This window comes from Chloroflexota bacterium, from assembly GCA_035652535.1.
In the GTDB taxonomy this organism is placed as follows: Bacteria; Chloroflexota; UBA6077; order UBA6077; family SHYK01; genus DASRDP01.
Genome location: DASRDP010000141.1, coordinates 1 through 2645, shown reverse-complemented (window position 1 = coordinate 2645; position 2645 = coordinate 1). Strand labels below are relative to the sequence as shown.

The 2645-nt window shown below is 64.7% G+C and carries 4 protein-coding genes; all 4 read left to right on the top strand.

Annotation, left to right across the window (positions count from 1 at the left end; translation table 11 throughout):
• Positions 1–436 (top strand): YebC/PmpR family DNA-binding transcriptional regulator (locus tag VFC51_17560; protein HZT08834.1); only part of this gene is annotated, 436 nt, incomplete at its 5' end.
• Positions 375–1058, top strand: coding sequence for a crossover junction endodeoxyribonuclease RuvC (gene ruvC / locus VFC51_17555; protein HZT08833.1), 684 nt, complete (start codon positions 375–377; stop codon positions 1056–1058). The genes VFC51_17560 and ruvC, both read left to right, overlap by 62 nt.
• The gene (gene ruvA / locus VFC51_17550; GenBank protein HZT08832.1) at positions 1055–1654 is read left to right on the top strand and encodes a Holliday junction branch migration protein RuvA; all 600 of its coding nucleotides are present in this window, start codon (positions 1055–1057) and stop codon (positions 1652–1654) included. The genes ruvC and ruvA overlap by 4 nt, the downstream gene beginning before the upstream one ends.
• Before the next feature lie 18 nt (positions 1655–1672).
• A partial coding sequence (gene ruvB, locus VFC51_17545; GenBank protein ID HZT08831.1) for a Holliday junction branch migration DNA helicase RuvB occupies positions 1673–2645 on the top strand: 973 nt, incomplete at its 3' end.

Here is a 2645-nt window from a genome sequence, read left to right as displayed (position 1 = left end):
GGACGATCGCAATCGCACGGGCTCACAGGTGCGCGAGACGTTCACGAAGTATGGCGGCAATATTGGCGCACAGAACTCGGTGAGCTACCTGTTCCACAAGGTTGGGCTCATGACGTTTCCACCCGGCACCGATGAGAGCGGCCTGATGCAGGTCGCCTTGGAAGCTGGCGCGGAGGACGTGGTCTCCAACGCGGATACTTCGATCGAGGTGCTCGCCGATCCCGTCGAATTCGAGACCGTGCGGGCGATCCTGATGGAGCGGGGTTTCGTCCCCGCGACGGCGGAGGTAACCGAGCGTGCCTCGCTCGCCACGCCCTTGTCGGACCCGGCTGGCGAATTGATGGTGCAGCTCCTGGAAGCGCTCGAAGACCTCGATGACGTGCGGGACGTTTACTCCAATGCCGAGATATCGGACGAAGTCCTGGCGCGGATTTGATCCGAGCGTCGCTACGCCGGGAGGTCGTGCGGGCGTCGGTAGATCAGGGGAGGACGGCTCGACGACCGTCTCCATCACTGTCGCGGAGTCTAACGCGAGAGTGCGCGTGCTCGGCGTCGATCCGGGCTCTCGACGTACTGGGTTTGGCGTCATTGAATGTCGTGGGAGCGACTACGTCCACGTCGCGCACGGCTGTTTCAATGTGGCTGGCGCGGTGATGGCAGAGCGCTTGCGCCTCATCTTCGATGGCCTGCAAGCGCTGATCGAGGAGCACAGGCCGGCGGAAGTCGCGGTCGAGCGGGTCTTCGTGAATCGGAACGTCGAAAGCGCGCTGAAGCTGGGACAGGCGCGCGGAGCGGCACTCTGCGCCGTCCCGCGGGGCTTGCCGGTGTTTGAATACGCCCCGCGAGCCATCAAGCGTGCGTTGGTGGGCTCGGGAGCGGCGGAGAAGAGCCAGGTCACTCACATGATTACGACATTGCTGAGCCTGCAGGGCCATATTGGTCCGGATGCTTCGGACGCGTTGGCGGTAGCGGTGTGCCACGCACACTCTCGTCGGGCGCACATGCTCGTACGAGCCGCCGGAGTACGCCCGGCCGTACTGAAGGCGCCGCGCGAATGATCGGCTCTGTCCGAGGTCGGATCGCCTCCAAAACGCCTCCGCAACTCATGGTGGATGTGGGGGGCCTCGGCTATGAGCTCGAGGCGCCGATGTCGACGTTTTTTCATCTGCCTCCGGTTGGGGAGGAAGTCCGTCTGCTGACCCATCTCGTGGTTCGTGAGGACGCGCACGTGCTCTACGGGTTCGGGACGGAGAGCGAGCGGCGTTTGTTTCGGAGTTTGATCAAGGTCTCCGGCGTTGGACCCAAGATTGCCCTGGCGCTGTTGTCGGGCATCAGCGTGGAGGCGTTCTCGCAATGCGTGCTGAACGAGGACATCACGGCCCTCACGCGGGTGCCTGGAATCGGGCGCAAGACCGCCGAGCGGCTGGTGGTGGAAATGCGGGATCGCCTGAAAGATCCCGAAGCGCCGACCCTGACGGGGGCCGTCCCCATTCCAGCCGTCGCCAGCCCGGAATCGGAAGCCTACGGGGCGCTGGTGGCCCTGGGCTACAAGCCGGCTGAGGCGACTCGGTTGCTCAAAGCGGTCGGGACCGGTACACACACGACCGAAGAGCTCATCCGGCGCGCCCTGCAAGGGGCCACCCGGGTGGGATGAACGGCAGGATCTCGAGACTTGGAAGCGCAACGAATCATCAGTGGTGCGGCCGGCGGTGAAGACGAGGCGGTCGAGCGTGCCATTCGACCGGGACGGCTGGAGGAATACATCGGCCAGCCCGCGGTGAAAGCACAGCTCGAAATTTTCATCACCGCGGCGCGCCAGCGGGGCGAGGCTCTGGACCACGTGCTCATTTTCGGCCCTCCCGGGCTGGGAAAAACGACCTTGGCCAACATCCTGGCCGCCGAGCTGGGTGTCAGCTTGCGACAGACGTCCGGGCCGGTGCTCGAGAGACCGGGGGACATCGCGGCTCTACTGACCAACCTGCAGCCGCGGGATGTCTTGTTCGTCGATGAGATCCATCGCCTCTCACCCATGGTGGAGGAGGTGCTCTATCCGGCCATGGAGGACTATCAGCTCGATATCATGATCGGCGAAGGCCCCGCGGCACGCTCGATCAAGGTCAACCTGCCGCCGTTCACGCTCGTCGGGGCGACGACGCGGGCAGGCCTGCTGACCTCGCCGCTGCGCGATCGGTTCGGAATCGTGCAACGCCTCGAGTTCTACGAGGTGGAGGACCTCGAGCGCATCGTGAAGCGCTCCGCGGCGATACTCGATGTTGCCATCGACGAGGGCGGCAGCCGACGGATCGCGCAGCGCTCGCGCGGTACGCCCAGGATCACCAATCGGCTGTTGCGTCGGGTTCGCGACTACGCGCAGGTCAAGGGCGATGGGCGGATCGATGCGCGGATCGCCGATGCCGCGCTCGACTTGTTGAAGGTCGATCCGTTGGGCTTCGATACCCTCGATCGTAAGTTTCTCACCACCATCATCGAGCGCTTCGATGGCGGTCCCGTTGGAATCGACAGTCTCGCGGCCGCCATTGGCGAGGAGCGCGGCACGCTCGAGGACGTCATCGAGCCCTTCCTGATCCAGAAAGGCTTTCTGGTGCGGACGGCCCGGGGACGTGTGGTCACCCGCGCGACCTACC